Genomic DNA, 19,070 nt, shown 5'->3' on the forward strand with positions numbered 1-19,070 from the left:
GTTTATAATTATTAATTCTTTTCACTTTCTAATAATTGCTCTAAAGCAATTAAATCGGTAACTAAAACTTGTCTCGCTTTACTACCTTCAAAAGGTCCCACAATACCAGCAGCTTCTAACTGATCAATTAATCTACCAGCGCGATTGTATCCTAATTTTAATTTACGTTGCAATAACGATGCCGAACCTTGTTGTGCTGTCACAATAATTTCAGCAGCTTCTTTAAATAGTTTGTCTCTATCTTCTATATCAATATCAAGATTTGTGCCACCTTCTTCACCAACATACTCTGGTAATAAATAAGCATCTGGGTAAGCACGTTGAGAACCAATAAAATCGGTGATTTTTTCTACTTCAGGAGTGTCAACAAAAGCACATTGAATACGAGTAATATCATTTCCTGCGGAGTATAATAAATCTCCTCGACCAATTAATTGGTCAGCTCCAGGTGCATCCAAAATCGTTCTAGAGTCAATTTTAGAAGTTACTCTAAAGGCAATTCTAGACGGGAAATTCGCTTTGATAATACCCGTAATTACGTTTACTGACGGACGTTGCGTAGCCACAATTAAATGAATTCCAATTGCACGTGCTAATTGTGCTAAACGAGCGATAGGAGTTTCTACTTCTTTACCTGCGGTCATAATTAAATCGGCGAATTCATCAATAACCAATACGATGTATGGTAAAAAACGGTGTCCGTTTTCAGGATTTAATTTACGAGCTTTGAATTTTGCATTGTATTCTTTAATGTTACGAACCATTGCTTCTTTCAATAAGTCGTAACGATTATCCATTTCAATACATAACGAATTTAAGGTATTTACAACCTTCGTGGTATCGGTAATAATAGCTTCAGATTCATCAGGGAGCTTTGCTAAATAATGACGCTCTATTTTATTGAAAAGTGTTAATTCTACTTTTTTAGGATCTACTAATACAAATTTTACTTCCGCAGGATGCTTTTTGTATAAAAGTGATGTAAGTATTGCATTCAACCCAACTGATTTACCTTGTCCCGTAGCTCCAGCCATCAATAAGTGAGGCATTTTAGCTAAATCAACAATAAAGGTTTCGTTAGAAATCGTTTTTCCTAAAGCAATAGGAAGTTGCATTGGTGATTCTTGAAACTTCTTTGAAGCAATTACCGAGTGCATAGAAACGATGGTTGCCTTTTTATTAGGTACTTCAATACCAATAGTTCCTTTTCCAGGAATTGGTGCAATAATACGAATTCCTAATGCTGAAAGAGATAAAGCAATATCGTCTTCTAAGTTTTTTATTTTAGAAATACGAACTCCTGCCTCAGGAACTATTTCATATAAAGTAATTGTTGGACCAACGGTTGCCTTGATTTGAGCAATACCAATTTTGTAGTTTTTTAAAGTTTCTACAATTTGGTTTTTATTGGCCTCTAATTCGTTAGGGTCAACAGAAATACTTTCATTATATTCTTTAAGTAAATTGAAGGTTGGGAACTTGAAGTTTCCTAGTTCTAGCGTAGGATCAAACTCACCAAAATCTTTTATTAATTGATCCGATAAGTTTTCAGAAACACTTTTCTCTTCAGCTATTTTTTCAATGGCAACTTCAACTTCGTTTCTGGTTTCATCAGAAACTTTAAGAACGGGTTCTATAGATTGATGAACGTCTAAGGAAACTTTGGTATTATCCTTTTCCTCTGAAGTGTTTTTAACTCCAGAATAGTTTGAAATTGTAGGTTGTAAATTTTCTACTGACAATTCAAAATCTGATTTGTCGGTTTTTACTTCTTGAACTTCAGAAGTGTCCTCTATAATGGTTGAATTATCAGGAGTAATTTCTTCTGTATGATTGTTAAGAATAACTTTACTTTTTTCTTTATGAGTTTTTACTTTTTCACCAATACCCTCTGGGGTAATACTAAATCGAATAATTAAATAAGCAATAAAGAAGAAGATGAGTAAGATAGCCAAACCTGTTTTACCTAAAAAAGTTTGTAAATATTCATTTAATTCAAAACCTACAATACCCGATAAAAGTGCATTCTTTTTTTCAACGTAACCAAGAGAAGTAGATAGCCATAGCATAACTAAAATAGCCCAGTTCCACGAAGTGACTATGCGTTTTAAGTTGGTTTGTAATAAAATGCGAGCTCCAGTTAAAAATAATGCAACAGGGATTATAAAAGCGCCTAATCCAAAACCTCTGTATATAAAGAAATCACTTAGTTTAGCACCAATTTTACCTAACAAATTTTTAGTAATAACAGTTCTATCTGTGAATTGAGATAAAGTACTTTGGTCTTCTTGCCATGAAAAGAAAAAAGAAATAAAAGCAACAGTTAAAAATATAGAAAACAACAACAAAAAAAAGCCTAAAACAGTTTGATTTTGCCTGTTAGAAAAAAAGATAGAAATCCTCTTAAAAATAGAATTTTTTGGTTGTTTCTTTTGCGCAGTTGTCTTTTTTTTGGCCATGTATTTTTATTAGAAATAAATTGAACGCTACAATATAGCTATTATTTTAGGAAGGTAAATAAACCCTGCAATAATTAAAGATATTACTGCAGCAAAAGCAGGAGCTCCAGCAGAAATATCTTTAATAAAACCTATTTTTTTATGATAATCAGGGTGTATAAAGTCAGCTACTTTTTCAATAGCAGTGTTTAATGCTTCAGCAACCAAAACGATACCAATAGCTAAACATTGAATCATCCATTCAATAGACGATATATTAAAATAAATACCAAATAAAGTAGCTAGTAAAGCAAACGTAAGTTGAGCTTTAATACTATCTTCAGTAATAATTAACAACCACATTCCTTTTACAGCAAATTTAATACTACGTAAACGTCCTTTTAAAAAGCCGTCGTTAGGGTTCTTCATAAATGTTTATAGAGCTTTTAAAGCGGCTTCGTAATTTGGTTCGTCTACAGTTTCATTTACTTGCTCTGTGTAGGTAACGTTACCTTTTTCATCAATTATAACAATACAACGAGAATGTAAACCAGTTAGAGGACCAGAAGTAATCTCTAAGCCATAATCTTTACCAAATTGCCCTGTAGCAAAATCAGATAGCATTACAACATTTTCAATTCCTTCGGCACCACAAAAACGACCTTGAGCAAAAGGTAAGTCTCTTGAAATACATAATACTTTGGTGTTTTCTAAATCAGCAGCTTTTTTATTGAACTCTCTTACTGATGTAGCACAAGTACCTGTGTCAACACTTGGGAAAATATTTAAGATTAATCGAGAACCATTAAAATCATTTAAATTTTTAACAGATAAATCAGTTGCAACCAATGAAAAATTAGTAGCTGTAGTCCCTATTTCTGGTAAAGTACCTATTGTGTTGATAGGGTTTCCTTTTAGTGTTATTGAAGCCATTTTATATACGTTTTAATAAAAATCAAAGGTAATTAAATTAATTAAAAAAAGAAGAAGATAAACCCAGAGGACCTCTAAAAAAGTTATCTTCGCAGTCTGAAAAAAAGGGTAAAAATTGAATTTACAGCAATATACTTCGGAGTTTAAATATAACTTAAAACTTGCAACACCAGTTATGTTGGGTATGCTAGGACATACTTTTGTAAGTTTTATAGATAATGTAATGGTAGGACAATTGGGAACAGCTGAATTAGCAGCGGTTTCGTTAGGTAATAGTTTTATGTTTATAGCTATGTCTTTGGGAATTGGGTTTTCTACAGCGATAACTCCTTTAATAGCCGAGGCAGATTCTTCAAATAATTTTGATCAGGCAAAATCTACTTTCAAACATGGATTATTCTTATGCACAATGATGGGAATTATCTTATTTTCTATAGTATATTTTTCAAAACCGTTAATGTATTTAATGAAACAACCAGTGGAGGTAGTTGAATTAGCAATTCCATATTTAGACCTGGTAGCTTTTTCATTAATACCAATGATTGTTTTCCAGGCATTTAAACAGTTTAGCGATGGGATGTCAATGACACGTTATCCAATGTATGCTACATTAATTGCTAATCTGTTGAATGTTTTATTAAACTATTTACTGATTTATGGAAAGTTTGGATTTCCAAGATTAGGAATAGTTGGGGCAGCTTATGGTACACTGTTAGCTAGATTTGTAATGGTGCTATATTTATGGTGGTTATTGAGTAAAAAAGAACGTTCAAGACGTTTGGTTACCAACATCAAAATTTTTGTTTTAGATACTTTAATGCTTCGAAAAATTATTAGCTTAGGAACGCCTAGTGCGATGCAAATGTTTTTTGAAGTAGCGATTTTTACAGCAGCTGTTTGGCTAAGTGGATTATTAGGTAAAAACCCACAAGCAGCAAATCAAATAGCTTTAAATTTATCGTCTATGACGTTTATGGTTGCTACTGGATTGAGTGTTGCATCAATGATTAGAGTTGGAAATCAAAAAGGCTTACAGAATTATAAAGAGTTAAGAAGGATAGCTTTTTCTATCTTTATGTTGGGAATCATCCTTGCAGTTGTATTTGCTACAATCTTTTTTGTATTTCATAAATCTCTACCTAATTTATATATGGATTTAAGCGATGCTAATAATTATGTAGACAATATGGAAGTAATGAAAATAGCCGCAAATTTATTGATTGCAGCCGCTATTTTTCAAATTAGTGATAGTATACAAGTTATGGTATTAGGAGCTTTACGTGGTTTACAAGATGTAAAAATACCAACAATAATTACTTTTATATCGTATTGGGTTGTTGGTTTTCCTATTAGTTTTTTCTTAGGAACGGAAGAGAGATATGGTAGCTTTGGAATATGGTTAGGATTGTTAGCAGGATTAACAACCGCTTCTATACTTTTATTTATACGATTTAACAGATTAACAGTTCAACTTATTAAAACAAATCCAGTAATTGGAGAAAAATAATTAAAAAAAGCTTTTTTATGAATTTACCTAAATTTTTATTAGCAGATAATAGTAATCATCCGGAAGATATTTTTGTATTACATACTGAATATCCTCGCTTTCTTATTAACTTAAAAGATGATGAAATTGAATGGTTTGAAGACATATCTGATGAGAACGAACAAGATTTGGCAAATGAACTTGAAAGCTTGATTGAAGCAGCAGGATTATTTTATGACACCGAAATGGAAGGGCTAGAGTAGGAGGTAATTACTTTTACTTGGCTTTCTTTTATTTATTGACTATTAGGTCTAACGGTAGAAGCAAGCTTTTCAGGGGCTACTTCACAATATGCAGTAGTAATTACATCTTGAAGCAGTTTTTCGTTAATTTTTTCAATTTCTATAAACGTCCAACCTTGTTTTCCCCATTTGTTATCTACCGGATAAATAGCTTTTTTATCGAGTAGGCAAAACACGTTTTGGTCAATTTCAGAGAGTTTAACTGTTGCTCGATTGTTCTTTTGGTCAAAGGTTAAAAATATCTTTTTTTGAATACGAAATGATGTTTTCTTAAAATGAGGTTCTATTGTAACCTTAGGTAGAGATAAAGAAAGGTCTTCTATTGTCTTAAAAGTAGCCATTAGTTTTATAAGTTTTTAAGAGAGTAGTAATTTACAATTTTTCTTAAAACCTTGATACAAAAGTGTTTAATGATGCTAGGTGATTTTATTAAGAATATTTAATTTTTCTGGATTGCGTTGTGCAAAAATTCGAGTGATACATTTATTTTCAATTTCAAAACTCATAACTGTTTCAGGTTGCCACAAGTTTTCTACTCGTTTTGATATAATCATTCCTGGGCGGAAATTAACCCAAGCAACATTTAAACGATAATCTTTTGAAGAAAATATAGGTGACTTTTGTAATGCCATAAAAAAATCGGCAATTTTCTGTTTAGTTAAGATAATAGGAGCCGCTGGTACTTTTCCTCCACCATCACTTAAAAATTCAGAATTGTCAGAAAGTAAAGCTTCAAGTTTTGTTTGATTACCATGTTTAGCAGCTTCAAAAAATTGATGAATTAATTTTTCAGCATCAGGAGATGGTTTTGAAAAATTCTGTTTCTTTTGTTTGTTAATTGAATTTCTAGCACGTTCAGCAATTTTTCTACAATTAGCTTCATTTTTTTCCAATAATTGAGATACTTCTTTAAAAGAGTAACCAAAAATGTCTTTTAATAAAAAAACAGCTCGTTCTACCGGACGAAGATTTTGTAATAATACTAAAAAGGAGATTGTTAAACTTTCAGCTAATTCAAGACTTGCATCTTCCCACAGCAAACTAGTTTTATGATTAACAGCATCTGGAATCATATCTGGAAGCCAACTGCCTATATAGTTATTACGTTTGCTGTGCGCAGATTTTAACAGATCAAGAGCTTTGTTAGAGCAAATTCTTGTCATCCACGCTTTGTGATTTGAAACTGTATTAAAATCGTGTTTTAAACATTCAAAAACAGTATCTTGTACTATGTCTTCAGCATCCACTAAACTTCCAGTCATTCTAAAAGCATAGGATACTAAAAAGTTTCGCTGCTGTTTGTAACAATCTTCCCAAGAAGAAACAGAATTTTTTTGTCTAGTCATAAATTCAAAAAGTTTATGCCCAATCAGCAGTTATTTGCCTTGTTGCAACATTAATTCGTGTAAACATATTCATTACAGAAATGTAAAGTACAAGAGCTGCACGTTCTTTTTCATTAAATGAACCTTCAAATTTAGACCATAATTCATCTGGAAGGGAATTGTATCTATCTTCTAACTTTGTTATAGCTTCTGTTACTTCTAAAGCAACACGTTCCGATTCATTAAATGTGTTAGTTTCTTTCCAGTCCAAAACATGCTCAATCTGATTACTAGTATGAATGTTGTCTTTGGCTTTTATTAAAGATTGATCAATACATAATTGACAGTTGTTCATTTGACCGACTCTTAAGCCAACATATTCAAGTAAATCTACCGAAATACCACTTTGGTATATTGAAGTCATCATATTTTGTATGACGGGGTTTACATTTAGTAACATAGCTGGGTTTTTCATTCTTGCTTTCATTTGTTGTTGTTTTAAGTTAATAATGTGCCTTTTTTATGGCTTTCATTACTATGTCGATTTAGAACAACAGAATGTGACAAACAATTATTTTTTTATGAATTTATTTATAAAAAGAATAAAGTTAAAAAGAAAAATAAGCTACTTACAAGTGTTTTTAAATAAAGTGAATTATTTTTTATTGTATAGTATTTTTAAAAATTTCTCTTTGCATGGTAATGTTTAACTTTTTGTAAAATTCTGAGGGATTAAATCCAGTTTTTTGGTATTCATTTAGAACTAGGGCTTTAGCGTTGTTTAAAGATTTCTGGTTTTCCCAAATAGCCACAGTCATTACTGTAATATTTCCGTTTTCTTCTTCTTTTATCATTTTTTCATCACTTATAAATCCTTCAAGATTTCTGATGAAATTTCGGTTCATTTCCATTTTTTCAAAAAAATCAGAGAAGGATGATTTAGGCATTGTAAATCGATCTACAAAAAAAATAGTATTACTATCAAATGGAGATATTTTTTTAGGAATAACACCTAGTTGTTGAAGAAAATCTAATTGATTTGTTTGTATTTGGTGTGAGATAATTTTACCATCTTTTAGTTCATATATACCCATTCCTTCATTTGTAATAAGTTGATTGGTTGGTTGAATATTTTGAAAAATACCTTTGTGAGTTCCTGTAACTTTTTGTTTAACAAAAACTTTATCATCTTTTGCCATTATGTCGGTTAAAGCCCATTTTGCATCTGGAAAGGCATGAATAAAATTCATTATATTTTTCTTAAAACCATTTACTCCTTTTTCCCCCTGATGATTAGAGTAATTTTTTGAAATAACACTTGTGAATTCTTGAAAATTTCTTTGGTTCAAAACATTATTATATAAGTTTTGTATGACTTTTTTGTTTGATTCAGCTTTCATAAAATTTGTTTTTAATGATTTGTTACTTTGTGTAAAAGCATTTTGACTAAACACTAATAGAGCCAAAAAGCTGAGTTGCAATATTGTTTTCATGTTTTTTTAAGCAAAGATGAGAAGTGTAGAAAACAATAGATTGTAAAAAATCATTGATTACCAAATATTTTCTGAGGTGTAGAATTCAGTAGGGGTGAGACCAGTAAAGATTTTGAACTCTTTATTAAAATGAGCTTGATCGTAAAATCCGTTTTCTAATGCCAAATCAATAATAGATTCTGGTTTTTCTGTTTGAGTTATTGATTTTAGTCTTATTAAAGAAGAAAATTGTTTAGGTGTGCTACCTACTGTTTTTCGAAAGCGTTTTTCAAAAGCGTCTATACTAATAAATAGCTTTTGTGATAACTCTCTAATTTTAATATTTCCTTTAGCAGCGCATATTTCTGAAATACTTTTTTGAATTAGTAAATCGGTATGTTTACGATATAGGATAGAAAGTAAAAAGTCTTCTATCATTTTTATACTTTCTAAATCTGATTTAGCAGAATTTAAATTTTCTTCCACTCTATGAATTTTGTCTTTATTAATAAAATGATCAAGAGATACACTTTGTTGAAAGAGTTCGTAAAGTGGATCTTTTAAAAAAGACGAAATTCCCATTTCTGTAAACAAAACTATTATGGATTTGCTGTTTTTTTGATAGTTAATATTTCTAACTGATTTTCTCAATCCAGAAATAATTACAGAAGGTAGATGTATGACGTTTTTATTATCAAGGTAGGAAATTTGCCCTTTAAGAGTAAATACAATCGCAAAATTTGAATTAGGAAGAACTCGATTCACCAAGTCATGATGTGTCTGGATTATTCTAAAGGATTGAATAAAGGGACTTAATTCTTTACTGGGGGTGTAAATTTTAGAGATCAAAATTAAAAAATTACGTTTATTACTCTTTGTGGTTAAAAGCTCTGTATAACTGCTTATTATTGATTATAGAACTAAAGATAGTGTTTTTCAGTTTAATTAAGAGTTAATATTTCTAATAGCAAGTTTACTGCTCAGCTTCTTTAGCCCACTTCTGTTAAACAATTTGGGTTATGTTGTACTATAAAATTTACTGAGTTTGCGATAAAACAAAGCTCATTAGCTTTTTTATGTAATTCATTAGCCTTTTTTATCATTGAGCTTTCGCTAACTGTAACTGTTGGGTTTAAAGTAACTTCTGAAAAATACCCATTACCATTCTGTTCTTCAATCATAATTCCAGATGGATTATCAACATATCTTGTTACAATAATATTAGCTTCAGAGCACAAATGTAAATACCAGAGCATATGGCAAGAAGATAGTGATGCTATTAGAAGTTCTTCAGGGTTGTGTCTCGTTTTATCTCCAAGAAAGGCTGGGTCAGATGAGCATAAAATATCAGGTTTATTTTCAATTGATATAATATGGCTTCTTTCAAATGCTCTATAATTTGAGGTACCCTCTCCTTTGTTTCCTGTCCATTCTATAGTAGCGGAATAGTTGTGTTGCCTTTTTATCATATTACATAATCATCGCTATTCCACCATCTTTTCATCCATTTATTGGATACTTTTTTTGCTTTTTCGTAATCGTCTACAACGATGATTAATTGATTAGCATGATCGCTATACTGTGTAAGGATATTAACATTAGCTTCAGCTAATTCTTTACAGAACAAACCTAACTGCCCAGGTACATTTTGTTTAAGTTTTTGAATAATCACATTATTTATTTTAGAAACTCTTATCCCAACTTTTTCTAGTTCTATTTTAGCTTTGTCAGCCTCTTCAACTAAAAAATGAGCTATTGAAGAATTTCCATTTTGAAAAACACCACCGCCTTCTAAACTAATTTTGTGCTTACCTAGTACTTCTCCCATTAGAGCTAATTGTCCAGGCTTGTTATCAAATAAAATTTCTATGTCTTGCATTGTTGTAATTTTTAATTTTCAACAAAGAAAAATGAATAATTATTTAAACAATTCATTTAAAAATGAACAATGGATGACAACATATTTATTTGAGGAGAGTGTTATTAAAAGACACTTATAAAATAGAGATAAACAAGCTATGTTAACAAATTATATTATTCATGATTTGATATTTGAAATGCGATTATTTTATTGCGAATTTGTTAAAATTTATAAAAAAATGTATTTTTACGTTTGTCTATTACTTTGAATAACAGTATTTTGTTGTGAATCTGATAGGCTAATCTTGATATTTACGAGTTTAATCTCGATATAATCCCCTATACTTTTTATAACAAAATATGAAAATGCTTTTCTGTGTTTTAAGAAGAAGTCTTGAAACCCTCAAAGGTTTTTAAAAATTGTACTAACCTAAACTATGTATCAAATGAAATCTAACCATTTATTATTGTTCGTATTAACCTTTTTTTTATTCGCATGTAAAACTGAGGTAAAAAAAGAAACAACTGTAGAACCTTCTAAAGAGTCTGTAGCTGTTGTTGAAGAAAAAACACTTTATGAAAAACTTGGAGGTGAGGAGGGAATATCATCTATAGTAGATGATATTATTGAAGTACATTTAAAAAATGACAAAATCAAACAGTTTTTTATACCGTTAACTGAAGATCCTGAACATATGGAACAGTTTAAACAGCATGTGAAAGATTTTTTTGGTTCAGGAACAGGTGGTCCTGAAGAATATAAGGGCAGAGATATGCCTACAGCTCATCAGGGCTTAAATATATCAGAAGCCGAATTTTTGCATACGATAGATGATATATTATTAGTTTTGGACTCGCATAAAATTGATAGAAACTCAAGGAATGAAGTTTTAGCGGTGCTATTTTCCTTGAAATGGGATGTAATAAAAAAATAAAAATAGCTGGCTTTATAATGTAGCTATAAATCTTGAATTAGAATCGTTGTGGGGAATCCAATAGGATTTTCCACATTGATTAAAAGTTGATAGTTTTTACTGAACAATAATTAAAAAGTTTGCAAGGGTAAAAATAAATAAAGACAATTTTATTCCTTTTTTTATTTAAAGTTAAGAGAGTTGTTATTGATAAACTCTAAAAATTGAGGTTTGTACTGTTCAGAAACTGTAATACGTTGCTTATTAATAATTATTTGACTGCGTTCTATCACATTAATGCTATTTAAAGCTACTATAAATGATCTATGAACACGCATAAATTGTGATTTTGGCAACTTTTGTTCTAAAGATTTTAAGCTCATTAAGGTTAGAATAGGGGTGTTGTCGTTTTTTAGCCAAATTTTGATGTAGTCTTTTAACCCTTCAAAATATAACACATCTGATAGTTTAATACGAAGTTGTTTGTACTCAGATTTTACAAATAAAAACTCTTTTTTAGGAGGGGCAAAATTAGGAGTGGTTTGTTGTCCTTTTATGAGTTCAAACCATTGATATGCTTTATTGGCTGCAGTTAAAAACTCGCTATAGTCAAAAGGTTTTAGTAAATAATCCAAAGCTTCTACTTTAAACCCTTCAATAGCATATTCATTAAAAGCTGTGGTAAAAATAACTTTGGTATTTTTAGGTAGCATTTTAGAAAATTTTACACCTGTTAAGTCAGGCATTTGTATGTCTAGAAACAACAAATCTACAGAGGTACTTTTAATAAAATTCATAGCTTCTATGGCACTGCTACATTTAGCTTTAAGGTCTAAGAAAGGTGTTTTTTCTATATAACTTTCTACTAAATTTAGAGCCATAGGTTCATCATCAACAGCAATACAAGAAATTTTTAAGGTACTCATAACTAATTAAGTAGTTTCTATCTTTAAAAATACAGAAAAACGATTGTTTTTAAGTATTGTTTCAAAAGTATATTGATTTGGATATAATAACTGTAAACGCTTTTCTAAATTTTGTAAGCCAATACCTGAACCGCTTTTATCGTTCATTTTTTTAGGAAAATTATCATTCTCTATTTTAAAAATAACTGTTTTGGCATCCAGACTCATTTTCATAGTAATCTCACTTTTTTCGTTAGCAGAGATTCCATGTTTAAAAGCATTTTCAATTAAAGAAATAAAAAGTAGCGGAGCTATTTTAATATTGGTTTTCTCAGAAGGAAAATAATAGTTTATAGTAATATTATCAGATACTCTCAGTTTCATTAATTCAATATATTTCTCTAGAAAATCTATTTCTTTAGAGAGCTCAACTAACTCTACATTAGTTTCATACAGCATATAACGCATTAACTTACCTAAACTATGAATAGAGGTCTTTGCTTGATTTGGTAAAACATCTACCAATGCATAAATATTATTTAACGAGTTAAAAAAGAAGTGCGGTTGTAATTGATAATGTAAATGCTGTAATTCTGATTGTAACCTAAAATTGGTAGCTTCTTTACGTTCCGCTTCGGCTTTTACCCAACGTTTGGTTGTTTTAATAGCGATAGAAAATAGTAATGGAGCTAAATAAGATAACATTTGAGCATAAATAATCATTTTTAAAGGTGGTGCATTACCATTACTATCTGTAGGTTTTTTAATAAGATTTAAAAAAAAGTAACTTTCTATTTGCTCTTTTAAAGCAATAAAAGTAGCAATCATTAACGTGTTTATAAGTACAAATAACAAGGTGCTTTTTCGAAATAAAAATCGATCAATTAAAAAGAAATAATTAATGTAAAAGATGATAGCATAGAATAGCAGCGGAACCCAAAAATGAGCTATTATTCTATTAATATTTTGTTCTTGACCATAAGACAAAATATATGGCATGCTTATTAATACAAGCCAAATAAGTACATGGGCAAAAAGTGTTATCTTATTATTTTTATTCATACTTGTTATTCGTAACGTAAAGCAGTTATCGGGTTTAAAGCAGAAGCTTTTCTAGCAGGATACCATCCAAAGAAAATACCTGTAATGGCACATACCGCAAATGATATAACAATAGAGTATAAAGCAACGTCTGTAGGCCAATTTAAGATTTTTTCAATAAAAAGGGTGACGCTTAAACCTAAGATTACACCAAGTAATCCACCGGTAACACTAATTAAAATAGCTTCAATTAGAAATTGCATTAAAATATCAGAGCCTTTTCCTCCAATTGCCATACGTAAACCTATTTCTTTGGTACGTTCTTTTACTGAAACATACATAATGTTCATAATACCAATACCTCCAATTAATAAAGAAATTCCTGCAATTGCAACCAATAAAACAGTTAGTATTTCACTAGTAGAGCTAAAAGTAGAAATAAGTTCTTCCATAGATCTGACATTAAAATCATCATCTTCATTATCTGAAAGCTTATGTTGAGATCTTAAAATTTCAGTAACTTGAGTTACAGCATTAGGAGCTTGCTCTTCACTAACTGCAGAAGCTACAATTTGGTTTATATGATTTATAGCCAAAATACGCTTTTGCACTGTTGTATAAGGGGCAATTACCACATCATCCTGATCTTGACCAAAAGTGTTTTCTCCTTTTTTTTCTAGGATACCTATTATTTTAAAAGGAATATTATTGAATCGAATAGTCTTTCCTACAGGTTCTTCTCCTTCAGCAAATATATTATCTACAACTGTTTGCCCTAATAAAGCTACTTTAGCAGCTGATTTTACTTCGGCTTCAGTAAACATACTACCACTTTGTAAGCCTACAAGCTTTATATCTAAGTATTCAGGGTTTACTCCGTAAATTGAAGAAGGCCAGTTGTTCGAGCCATTGATTACTTGTCCACCACCATTTACCATTGGAGTAGAGTAGGTTAGTAAATTAGCTCGCTCTTTTATGGTTTTGTAGTCATCTAGTGTTAGAGTTTCCATAGCACTAGCATCTTGTATTACTCCTCCACGCATGTCGGCTCCAGGGCTAACAGTTATCATATTAGATCCCATACTAGAAATGGTAGAGCGTATACTTTTTTTAGAACCCTCTCCAATAGCTAACATTGCAATTACAGAAGCAACTCCTATAATAATACCCAGCATAGTGAGTAAGGTTCTCATTTTATTTAAGATAATGGCTTTGTAAGCTATTTTAAGTAAGTTTAAAATTCTCATGACATATTATTTTCTATAGGTAATGCGGCTAAATGTTCTGTAGCTGACTGTATATTATGATTTTTATAATCTTGTATTATTTCTCCATCTTTTAATATAATAGTTCTGTTACTAAAAGTGGCAATATCAGGTTCGTGAGTTACAAAGGCTATCGTAATTCCTTGTTGATTTAACTCCTGAAATAAAGCCATGATTTCGTAAGATGTTTTGGTATCCAAATTACCTGTGGCCTCATCAGCAAGAATGATTACTGGGTTGTTAACTAACGATCTAGCAATAGCTACCCGTTGTTGTTGCCCTCCTGAAAGTTGTGCAGGGGTATGATATAATCGTTCTCCTAAACCAACCATTTTTAAAGCTTTAATAGCGCGCTTTTTTCGTTCTTCAGTAGTGACTTTGCTGTTGTATAGTAAGGGGAGTTCTACATTTTCTATTGCTGTAGTTCTTGCTAGTAAGTTATATGATTGAAAAATAAACCCTATTTTTTCATTTCGTACAGTAGCTAATTCATTTTTGCTTAAATCTTTAATATTAACACCATCAATTTCGTATGTACCAGAGGTTGGCTGATCTAAGCAACCTAAAATGTTTAACATAGTACTTTTCCCAGAACCACTAGAGCCCATAATAGTTACAAATTCACCTTTTGTAATGCTATAAGAAATACCTTTAAGTGCATGAACTGTTTCTGAACCCATAGTGAACTTACGCTTTAGGTCTTGTATTTTAATAATTTCTTTAGTCATAATTACTTTCCTTTTTTGTTAGTACCTGGAGGTTTTGGCATAAAAGGGCTTTCGTTTGCATCTTGTGTCTGAGATAAAGGAGCCGCTGTTTTAAGGCTATATACTAGTTTTTCTCCTTCAGTAATACCACTTAAAATTTGGACGTTAACACCATCACTAGCACCAAGAGTAACTGGTCTTGAAGTAATTGATTCATCGTTATTTAAAACCCAAAGTACAGTTGTTTCTTTTGTGTCTTTTTTTGGCGAAGTATTATTTATTTTGGGAGTAAGCTTCTTTTGAGTAAAGTATTGAGACATTACATCAGCATCTGGTTTAAAGTTTACCGCTTTAGCTTGAATTGTTAATACATTTTTTAATTCTAAAGTGTAAATTGAAATAGTTGCTGTTAACCCTGGTTTTAGTTTTAAATCTGGATTATGAGCTTTTATAACTACTGTGTAAGTTACTACATTAGAGTTGGTTGTAGGGTTTAAACGTACTTGTGTAACTTTGCCTTCAAAGGTTTCGCCTACATAAGCATCAACAGTAAAGGTTACTCGTTGTCCTTCTTCTACGTTTCCTATATCAGCTTCATCAACATCGGCTTCCACTTGCATTTCTTTTAAATCTTGTGCTATGGTGAATAAGGTAGGGGTACTGTAACTTGCTGCAACGGTTTGACCCTCATCTATATTTTTAGACAAAACGACTCCATTAATAGGTGAATAGATATTGGCATATTCTAAATTTGTTTTCGCTGTTTTAAGTTCAGATAAGCGTTGTACTACAGTATTTTTTGCTGTTTGAAAATTATAGAAAGCATCGTCATAATCAGATTTACTTATAACTTTATTGTTATACAAGTTTTTCTGCCTATTGTATATTGTTTCGGTATAATTACGTTGGTTTAAAGCATTGCTATAACTGGCTTGAGCTTGTGTTAATGCAGCTTTAAGATTGGTTTTGTCTAATTCGGCAATGAGTTGTCCTTCTTTTACGATATCATTGTAATCTACATAAATTTTTTTAACAACTCCAGATACTTGTGTACCAACTTCTACTAGAGTGATGGGTTCAACAGTTCCTGTAGCCGTAACTAAGGTGCTAACATCGTCTTTTTTAGCTAAAATAGTTTTAGCTTCAATAGATGCGGGGGCTTCCAGAGGGGATAGATTATAAAATGCTAATATGGCAATGACTAGGCTAATGCCAATGATGGTAATATTTTTTTTAGTTTTCATTCTATATTTTTTAAAGTGTTATACGGTTTCCTTGATAGAATTCTAATAATTGTTGGTACAAAATGTTTAGATATTTAGCTTGTAAATAGTTTTGTTGAGTATTGGTATAGGTGTTTTGGCTAATTACTAAGTCAGCTGTACTTAAATTATCTAATTCATATTTCTTTTTAGCCAACTTATATGATTGTTCGGCTGCTTTCATAGAAGTTTTAGCAGCTACAAGTTGCTCTTGAGTAGCGATGGCATTTTGATATGCTGTAGCTACTTTTTTATAAATTTCTTTTTGAGTGTTTGTTTTGCTTATTTCAGCTTTTTCTATATTAATTGTGGCTTTTTGAACGGCTGCCTTTGTTTGATTTCTATTGAAGATAGGAATTGAAAGAGAGAGTCCAATTTTTTGATTAAAATTAAAATCAAGTTGATTGGAAAAAGTCATTGTTTCATTAACACTTGTATAACCTGAGCCTAAGCTACTTGTAAGTGATAAAGTTGGTAAATATCCTCCTTTGGCAATATCCATTCCCTTTTTACTAGCTTCAATTTCTAAATTACTCGCATTAATTTCAGGCAAAACATTTAAAGCCTTTTTGTAAATAGCTATTTTGTTTAAAGCTATTAGAGGAAAATTTGTATTATTATCTAAATCTTTAATTTCAATATCGTGGGTTGGATTTAATTCTAACAACTGTTTTAAACTAATTAGATATTGTTGATATGTGTTTTTGGCGTTAATAAGGATGTATTTATTTGTTGCTGCTTGACTTTGCGCTTCGGTATAATTGCCTAAAGTAATTGTGCCAGCATCTAATCTTGCTTTAGCTTGTTCAACTTCTTTTTCAGTTGATTGTAAGTTGTTTTCGGCAATAATAATTCCTTCTTTAGCATGAAGAATTTGTAAATAGTTTTCTAAAACACTTAAGGTGATATTGTTTTTAACCTCTTTTTCAATAAAAGTGCTTTGTTTTACAAGGAGTTCGCTCTGAATAATTTGGTTATTGATTTGATTTCCTTGAAACAAAATTATAGAACTATTCAGCCCAATATTAGTACTATATATTTGGTCAGAAACAAAATTACTTGTGATGGGATCTATAGAGTTTCCATTTGAAAAAGAAGTTGAACCAGAAGCGGTTAAATTAGGAAGTCTAGATGATTTTACAGCTTTATAATCTGTTTCTGTAATACTTTTATTTAAAGTAGCTTCCTTTATAGTAATATTATTTTCTATAGCGTGAGCAATACATTTTTCAAGCGTCCATACTTTTGATGGTATGGAATCTTTTACCTGTGAAAAACTAACCTGTAAATAAAAGAAGGTTGCTATGATAAGACATAATTTCATTGTTAGCGTATTTTAATTTACGCTTCAAAAATGAAGTATATTGGTGCCTTAATAAATTGTAATAGATGTTTACAGTTATTAACTATTCAGAAAGGCTAATTTTATCGATGAAATATTAAGTTAAAAAGGGAACATGTTTTAATACCCGAAAAGGCATTGTTAGAAGAGTTTTTAGGAGAACAAAAATTGATTTGTTCTTGAGTATGAAAAGTAGCGGATTTTGAGAGCCATTTTTTCTATTTTATACTGACTTTTAAAATTATGAAATTCACTTTTATTAAAGCTCTCAAATCGCTATTGTATATGTTTTTAGTTATTGAATTTTATTCATTCAATATTTTTTTCATCACAGGGATAATCATTTTCCAACCTTGTTTTGATTCTTCGAATCGTTTTACAGCATTGTCTGTACCTTTAAAATCACCTTGAGTTATTACTAGTTTACAACCAATTTCATTCGGAATTATTTCATAGGTAAGATTAATATGGTTTTTTGGTATATCAGGGATTCCTATATTAGGGTCAAACATTGTTGAAGTAACTTTTTTTTCGTTTTCAAATTCAATAATTTTTCCTTTAACATAGGTTATCTCTTCTCCATTTTCGGTTTTTCCGTTCCATAATATTTGACTTCCAATTTTCCAATCGGTAAGGACTTCACAGCCAAACATATATTGTTTCGTCATTTTTGGGTTGGTTAATAAATCCCAAACCATACTAGGTGTTGTTTTAAAGAAAATTTCTTCTTCGATAATCATTGAATCACTCATTTTAATTGAATTTAATTATTAATTTGAAGCTCAAAGTTGGAGTATTATCAATGTTTTATATTGTAGAATTAGGATTATTCTTTATACTATTGGGAGAAACTCCAAAAGTATTTTTAAACGCTTTTGAAAAATGTTGAGGTGAACTATAACCTATTTCATATGCAATTTCTTGAGCAGTTTTGTCTGTTCCTAACAAAAGTCTTTTTGCTGAACTCATTCTAATGCCGTGGATATAACCGAAAATAGTTGTTCCAAATAGCTCCTTAAACCCTCTTTTTAATTTATATTCGTTTATGCCAATTAATTTTGATAATTCTATTATAGTAGGAGGATTATCAATCTTATTGGTTAAAATTTCTTTTGCTTCGATTAATTTTTGCGTGTCTTTTTTTGTTCTGATAAACTGATTTGAAGTTTGTTGTTCGTAGAGTTCAGCTTGTAATACTAACAACTCTATACTTTTGGAAAGTAAAAATAAATCCCTTAACTCATTTTGGTATTTGCAATTTATAATTTCATTTATTACTTGCTGAATTTTGAAATTATTTGTTTTCCATTCGCTAGATAGAATAGCGTTTTTTCGATTAATAGCCTTTTCAGTAAATTTCTTTAATGGCTCATTCCCATTTTGTCCTATTTCAATAAATGTTTCTGTATTAAAATTTATACCAAAAGTCTCTATTTTTTTACTTTTATTAGAAACTTCAATTTCAAGCCCATCAGTGTACATTATATTATTGTGATGCCCAGAAAGAGTAAAAGAACTATTTAGCTGTGCAAAACTGAAATCATAGCTTCCTTGTAATCCAAAATGAAGCCTAACGCAATTCGTGTTATTAACAGATTTTATTTTGTCAAATGAATTGTACTCCATTAAATTATGAGTAATTTGAATATTTCTCAATTCCCAGTTTTTAGTGGATCTCTTTTTTATGTTGTGAGTTTTATTCATTTAGCTTGTAGGTAAGGTATTTGCGTGTGAGTATTTTTCAGAAAACAACAATCAAAAACAATATTGTAACAGAGTGTTAAATCGTTTTATTTTTATAACAATTTCGTCATGATT

At 30.5% G+C, this 19,070-nt stretch carries 21 protein-coding genes; 3 read left to right on the plus strand and 18 right to left on the minus strand.

What is annotated here, in order from left to right:
• Window positions 1–11 precede the first annotated feature (11 nt).
• From ACQY6M_RS13470 to tpx, 3 genes are read right to left on the minus strand one after another with little or no spacing between them, the layout of a single operon-like run.
• A complete protein-coding gene (locus ACQY6M_RS13470) occupies window positions 12–2,459 on the minus strand; it encodes a DNA translocase FtsK 4TM domain-containing protein (RefSeq protein ID WP_428742405.1) in 2,448 nt (815 codons plus the stop codon).
• Window positions 2,460–2,486: 27 nt separating this feature from the next.
• Complete coding sequence (locus tag ACQY6M_RS13475; RefSeq protein WP_428742406.1) at window positions 2,487–2,867, minus strand: diacylglycerol kinase family protein; 381 nt, start codon at window positions 2,865–2,867, stop codon at window positions 2,487–2,489.
• A 6-nt stretch (window positions 2,868–2,873) separates the two neighbouring features.
• Complete coding sequence (gene tpx / locus ACQY6M_RS13480; protein ID WP_428742407.1) at window positions 2,874–3,371, minus strand: thiol peroxidase; 498 nt, start codon at window positions 3,369–3,371, stop codon at window positions 2,874–2,876.
• 115 nt (window positions 3,372–3,486) lie between these two features.
• Between tpx and ACQY6M_RS13485 the strand changes: the two genes are divergently transcribed.
• Both ACQY6M_RS13485 and ACQY6M_RS13490 read left to right on the plus strand, forming a co-directional pair.
• Window positions 3,487–4,878 (plus strand): MATE family efflux transporter, encoded by a 1,392-nt coding sequence (locus tag ACQY6M_RS13485; protein WP_428742408.1) that lies wholly within the window; start codon window positions 3,487–3,489, stop codon window positions 4,876–4,878.
• A 17-nt stretch (window positions 4,879–4,895) separates the two neighbouring features.
• On the plus strand, window positions 4,896–5,120 hold the full coding sequence (locus ACQY6M_RS13490; protein WP_428742409.1) for a hypothetical protein: 225 nt from the start codon (window positions 4,896–4,898) through the stop codon (window positions 5,118–5,120).
• 32 nt (window positions 5,121–5,152) lie between these two features.
• On the opposite strand, the gene ACQY6M_RS13495 is transcribed toward ACQY6M_RS13490, so the two are convergent.
• From ACQY6M_RS13495 to ACQY6M_RS13525, 7 genes are all read right to left on the minus strand, one after another.
• Entirely contained in the window at window positions 5,153–5,500 is a 348-nt protein-coding gene (locus tag ACQY6M_RS13495; RefSeq protein ID WP_428742410.1) for an MmcQ/YjbR family DNA-binding protein, read from the minus strand.
• A gap of 75 nt (window positions 5,501–5,575) precedes the next feature.
• Complete coding sequence (locus ACQY6M_RS13500) at window positions 5,576–6,505, minus strand: sigma-70 family RNA polymerase sigma factor (RefSeq protein WP_428742411.1); 930 nt, start codon at window positions 6,503–6,505, stop codon at window positions 5,576–5,578.
• Between the two features lie 13 nt (window positions 6,506–6,518).
• Window positions 6,519–6,971 (minus strand): carboxymuconolactone decarboxylase family protein, encoded by a 453-nt coding sequence (locus ACQY6M_RS13505; protein WP_428742412.1) that lies wholly within the window; start codon window positions 6,969–6,971, stop codon window positions 6,519–6,521.
• Window positions 6,972–7,146: 175 nt separating this feature from the next.
• The gene (locus ACQY6M_RS13510; RefSeq protein WP_428742413.1) at window positions 7,147–7,884 is read right to left on the minus strand and encodes an ester cyclase; all 738 of its coding nucleotides are present in this window, start codon (window positions 7,882–7,884) and stop codon (window positions 7,147–7,149) included.
• A gap of 150 nt (window positions 7,885–8,034) precedes the next feature.
• Window positions 8,035–8,805 carry a helix-turn-helix domain-containing protein gene (locus ACQY6M_RS13515; protein ID WP_428742414.1) on the minus strand — a complete coding sequence of 257 codons (771 nt, stop codon included), beginning with the start codon at window positions 8,803–8,805 and terminating at the stop codon, window positions 8,035–8,037.
• A gap of 140 nt (window positions 8,806–8,945) precedes the next feature.
• The gene (locus ACQY6M_RS13520; RefSeq protein ID WP_428742415.1) at window positions 8,946–9,425 is read right to left on the minus strand and encodes an OsmC family protein; all 480 of its coding nucleotides are present in this window, start codon (window positions 9,423–9,425) and stop codon (window positions 8,946–8,948) included.
• Window positions 9,422–9,835, minus strand: a complete 414-nt coding sequence (locus tag ACQY6M_RS13525) for an amino acid-binding ACT domain-containing protein (protein ID WP_428742416.1) — start codon at window positions 9,833–9,835, stop codon at window positions 9,422–9,424. Before ACQY6M_RS13525 ends, ACQY6M_RS13520 begins: the two co-directional genes overlap by 4 nt.
• A gap of 427 nt (window positions 9,836–10,262) precedes the next feature.
• Here ACQY6M_RS13525 and ACQY6M_RS13530 point away from each other — a divergent pair, with 427 nt between their 5' ends.
• Complete coding sequence (locus ACQY6M_RS13530) at window positions 10,263–10,751, plus strand: group I truncated hemoglobin (protein WP_428742417.1); 489 nt, start codon at window positions 10,263–10,265, stop codon at window positions 10,749–10,751.
• Window positions 10,752–10,912: 161 nt separating this feature from the next.
• Here ACQY6M_RS13530 and ACQY6M_RS13535 read toward each other — a convergent pair whose 3' ends face one another.
• From ACQY6M_RS13535 to ACQY6M_RS13570, 8 genes are all read right to left on the minus strand, one after another.
• Window positions 10,913–11,656 (minus strand): LytR/AlgR family response regulator transcription factor, encoded by a 744-nt coding sequence (locus ACQY6M_RS13535; protein ID WP_428742418.1) that lies wholly within the window; start codon window positions 11,654–11,656, stop codon window positions 10,913–10,915.
• 6 nt (window positions 11,657–11,662) lie between these two features.
• Window positions 11,663–12,634 carry a sensor histidine kinase gene (locus tag ACQY6M_RS13540; protein WP_428744961.1) on the minus strand — a complete coding sequence of 324 codons (972 nt, stop codon included), beginning with the start codon at window positions 12,632–12,634 and terminating at the stop codon, window positions 11,663–11,665.
• Window positions 12,635–12,702: 68 nt separating this feature from the next.
• Window positions 12,703–13,923, minus strand: coding sequence for an ABC transporter permease (locus ACQY6M_RS13545; protein ID WP_428742420.1), 1,221 nt, complete (start codon window positions 13,921–13,923; stop codon window positions 12,703–12,705).
• The gene (locus ACQY6M_RS13550) at window positions 13,920–14,669 is read right to left on the minus strand and encodes an ABC transporter ATP-binding protein (RefSeq protein ID WP_428742421.1); all 750 of its coding nucleotides are present in this window, start codon (window positions 14,667–14,669) and stop codon (window positions 13,920–13,922) included. The genes ACQY6M_RS13545 and ACQY6M_RS13550 overlap by 4 nt, the downstream gene beginning before the upstream one ends.
• Window positions 14,670–14,671: 2 nt before the next feature.
• Window positions 14,672–15,892, minus strand: coding sequence for an efflux RND transporter periplasmic adaptor subunit (locus ACQY6M_RS13555; RefSeq protein ID WP_428742422.1), 1,221 nt, complete (start codon window positions 15,890–15,892; stop codon window positions 14,672–14,674).
• A gap of 10 nt (window positions 15,893–15,902) precedes the next feature.
• Window positions 15,903–17,234 (minus strand): TolC family protein, encoded by a 1,332-nt coding sequence (locus ACQY6M_RS13560; protein ID WP_428742423.1) that lies wholly within the window; start codon window positions 17,232–17,234, stop codon window positions 15,903–15,905.
• 323 nt (window positions 17,235–17,557) lie between these two features.
• Entirely contained in the window at window positions 17,558–18,004 is a 447-nt protein-coding gene (locus ACQY6M_RS13565) for an SRPBCC domain-containing protein (RefSeq protein WP_428742424.1), read from the minus strand.
• Between the two features lie 55 nt (window positions 18,005–18,059).
• Entirely contained in the window at window positions 18,060–18,908 is an 849-nt protein-coding gene (locus ACQY6M_RS13570) for a helix-turn-helix transcriptional regulator (protein ID WP_428744962.1), read from the minus strand.
• Between the last annotated feature and the right edge of the window lie 162 nt (window positions 18,909–19,070).

The organism is Tenacibaculum sp. (genome assembly GCF_050290165.1).
GTDB lineage: Bacteria > Bacteroidota > Bacteroidia > Flavobacteriales > Flavobacteriaceae > Polaribacter.

What these genes read in the sequence shown, in the direction of transcription:
- ACQY6M_RS13505 (WP_428742412.1), bottom strand. Translation starts at nt 6,971, where the DNA reads ATGAAAGCAAGAATGAAAAACCCAGCTATGTTACTAAATGTAAACCCC.
- ACQY6M_RS13495 (WP_428742410.1), bottom strand. Translation starts at nt 5,500, where the DNA reads ATGGCTACTTTTAAGACAATAGAAGACCTTTCTTTATCTCTACCTAAG.
- ACQY6M_RS13565 (WP_428742424.1), bottom strand. Translation starts at nt 18,004, where the DNA reads ATGAGTGATTCAATGATTATCGAAGAAGAAATTTTCTTTAAAACAACA.
- ACQY6M_RS13490 (WP_428742409.1), top strand. Translation starts at nt 4,896, where the DNA reads ATGAATTTACCTAAATTTTTATTAGCAGATAATAGTAATCATCCGGAA.
- ACQY6M_RS13535 (WP_428742418.1), bottom strand. Translation starts at nt 11,656, where the DNA reads ATGAGTACCTTAAAAATTTCTTGTATTGCTGTTGATGATGAACCTATG.
- ACQY6M_RS13520 (WP_428742415.1), bottom strand. Translation starts at nt 9,425, where the DNA reads ATGATAAAAAGGCAACACAACTATTCCGCTACTATAGAATGGACAGGA.
- ACQY6M_RS13550 (WP_428742421.1), bottom strand. Translation starts at nt 14,669, where the DNA reads ATGACTAAAGAAATTATTAAAATACAAGACCTAAAGCGTAAGTTCACT.
- ACQY6M_RS13540 (WP_428744961.1), bottom strand. Translation starts at nt 12,634, where the DNA reads ATGCCATATATTTTGTCTTATGGTCAAGAACAAAATATTAATAGAATA.
- ACQY6M_RS13545 (WP_428742420.1), bottom strand. Translation starts at nt 13,923, where the DNA reads ATGAGAATTTTAAACTTACTTAAAATAGCTTACAAAGCCATTATCTTA.
- ACQY6M_RS13525 (WP_428742416.1), bottom strand. Translation starts at nt 9,835, where the DNA reads ATGCAAGACATAGAAATTTTATTTGATAACAAGCCTGGACAATTAGCT.
- ACQY6M_RS13470 (WP_428742405.1), bottom strand. Translation starts at nt 2,459, where the DNA reads ATGGCCAAAAAAAAGACAACTGCGCAAAAGAAACAACCAAAAAATTCT.
- ACQY6M_RS13530 (WP_428742417.1), top strand. Translation starts at nt 10,263, where the DNA reads ATGAAATCTAACCATTTATTATTGTTCGTATTAACCTTTTTTTTATTC.
- ACQY6M_RS13500 (WP_428742411.1), bottom strand. Translation starts at nt 6,505, where the DNA reads ATGACTAGACAAAAAAATTCTGTTTCTTCTTGGGAAGATTGTTACAAA.
- ACQY6M_RS13475 (WP_428742406.1), bottom strand. Translation starts at nt 2,867, where the DNA reads ATGAAGAACCCTAACGACGGCTTTTTAAAAGGACGTTTACGTAGTATT.
- ACQY6M_RS13510 (WP_428742413.1), bottom strand. Translation starts at nt 7,884, where the DNA reads ATGAAAGCTGAATCAAACAAAAAAGTCATACAAAACTTATATAATAAT.
- ACQY6M_RS13555 (WP_428742422.1), bottom strand. Translation starts at nt 15,892, where the DNA reads ATGAAAACTAAAAAAAATATTACCATCATTGGCATTAGCCTAGTCATT.
- ACQY6M_RS13560 (WP_428742423.1), bottom strand. Translation starts at nt 17,234, where the DNA reads ATGAAATTATGTCTTATCATAGCAACCTTCTTTTATTTACAGGTTAGT.
- tpx (WP_428742407.1), bottom strand. Translation starts at nt 3,371, where the DNA reads ATGGCTTCAATAACACTAAAAGGAAACCCTATCAACACAATAGGTACT.